The organism is Vibrio sp. 10N.261.52.A1, from assembly GCF_002876325.1.
GTDB classification, from domain to species: Bacteria; Pseudomonadota; Gammaproteobacteria; order Enterobacterales; family Vibrionaceae; genus Vibrio; species Vibrio chagasii.
Map to the genome: position 1 here is coordinate 1 of NZ_MCYD01000993.1, position 1,298 is coordinate 1,298.

At 42.2% G+C, this 1,298-nt stretch carries 2 protein-coding genes and 1 pseudogene; all 3 read right to left on the reverse strand.

The features are described 5' to 3' along the window. Positions 1-131: 131 nt before the first annotated feature. The gene (locus tag BCT81_RS21550; RefSeq protein WP_102425782.1) at positions 132-470 is read right to left on the reverse strand and encodes an aldehyde-activating protein; all 339 of its coding nucleotides are present in this window, start codon (positions 468-470) and stop codon (positions 132-134) included. A 70-nt stretch (positions 471-540) separates the two neighbouring features. Beyond that, on the reverse strand, positions 541-1,140 hold the full coding sequence (locus BCT81_RS21555) for a glutathione S-transferase N-terminal domain-containing protein (protein ID WP_102425783.1): 600 nt from the start codon (positions 1,138-1,140) through the stop codon (positions 541-543). Between the two features lie 47 nt (positions 1,141-1,187). Then, positions 1,188-1,298 (reverse strand): annotated as a pseudogene (locus BCT81_RS29825) (MBL fold metallo-hydrolase); the annotation flags it as partial.

Genomic DNA, 1,298 nt, shown 5'->3' on the forward strand with positions numbered 1-1,298 from the left:
ACCCCAGACTCTTTATGTACCGAACAAACAATAAGGCTATCGAATATACGCATCAGGTAGTTTGCTTAAACCAAACCACATTCGTAGTAGATTTGAGCCATAATTCCTCATCGCCTTGTGTTATTGGATGACTAGTAGGAAGCACCATTGATCTTACGAACAGGAATACGCGAGATAACTTCATTTTCAGCCATTCTCATATTTACTGCCAAAATATCCTCGGAGCATTTCTCCGTTGTTACATAGTGCGTCAGGCACCCACATGAGTTACAACGGTGAAACTCTACTTCTTTGTCTCCCCAACAGTAAAAATCCGTATCTTCCTTCATACTGATTTGAACTTGGTCTGGAGAGAAGTACGCCCAAGCTGCGGCATAACGACGACAAATCGAACAATTGCACTCACCAACCTCCTCAGGGAGTGAGTCCAACACCAAGCTAACATTACCGCAGTGACACTTTAACTCCATTTCTTTCCTCTTGAAGAAACTCAACATGCGTCTAAGCGTTGGACCTTTTGAATCATTCGCTAAAGGCTTATCAGCCTTGTGGCTCTGAAAGCTTAACACTCTCATTTTCAAGGAGGTACTTCAAATGCCCGTCATAGAAATTATCTCTTTCACAACCGTGTTGTAACGCCTTTTTATAAATTGAAGCTACAAAGATATCCGCTGCGCTAAAATCCACCCCCACAGCGAACCCTGATTTAAGGCAAATCGACGTACTTAACTTTTCTAGACATTGCATAATCCAGTCTCCACGCAGTTCGCGCTTTGACTGCTCACATAACTGCGGGCGTAGAAATCGCAATACTGTTCTATTTTGAGGAGAATGGATGCTGCTATTCACGTATTCACAAACTCGACGAATGTGAGTTTTTTCATCTAGGTTTTTTCCAAACAAACTCGGATTAGGAAAGCGTTCTTCAAGGTACTCAATGATTGCCATCGATTCAGAGTAAATTAAACCATCAACCGAAAGTGCCGGAACATAACCAAACGGATTTATATCGAGGTATGTTGTCGTTAGTTCATTAGAGCTAACTTCAATTCTATCGTAAGCTATGCGCTTGAAATTGAGCGCCCACTCTACCCGTTCAGAGCTATTCGAGCCCTTTGCGCTATATAACAAAATTGCCATCCCCACTCCTTCAAAATGACATTTGATTGGAACCAGTTTGAGAGTAACTACACAATGATACAGCTACCTGTTGGAATCGCCTCCAGGCGTTCTCCCAATACTTCTTTTAACAACTTATATGCTTTTTTTCCGGTGCAATGCCCCGTGTAGAGCTTATC